Origin of the sequence: Vibrio sp. ZF57 (assembly GCF_001691235.1) — a bacterium.
Lineage (GTDB): Bacteria > Pseudomonadota > Gammaproteobacteria > Enterobacterales > Vibrionaceae > Vibrio > Vibrio crassostreae_C.
This window is the reverse complement of record NZ_MAKD01000033.1, coordinates 1-291: the sequence shown is the minus strand read 5'-3', so window position 1 is coordinate 291 and position 291 is coordinate 1. Positions and strand designations below refer to the sequence as shown.

1 protein-coding gene is annotated in these 291 nt (G+C 46.0%); it reads right to left on the bottom strand.

Going from position 1 to position 291, the window contains the following annotated elements; all coding sequences use genetic code 11:
- The coding region (locus A6D97_RS03670) for an Ig-like domain-containing protein (protein WP_240492689.1) at nucleotides 1-291 on the bottom strand (291 nt) is incomplete at both ends.

The following is a 291-nucleotide window of genomic DNA, read 5'->3' as shown; positions in this document are numbered from 1 at the left end:
TCATCACCAAAACCATCAAAATCGACACTGATATCCGCTAGCGTATCTTTGACGATGGTATCGCTAGAAGTTGCAGTATTACCCGCAATGTCCGTAACCGTAGCTTCTACTGTTAGCGTGCCTTCAGCGAAGGCTGAATAATCTTGACCAATGAGACTCCACTCGCCACCAGAAACTATCGCGGTATAACTTTCTGACTTACCATCAACATCGGTGATAGTGATTGAAACTTCTTGGCCATCTTCAACATTGGTCACCGTGCCAACTAATGCGCCATTACTGACCTCGGCA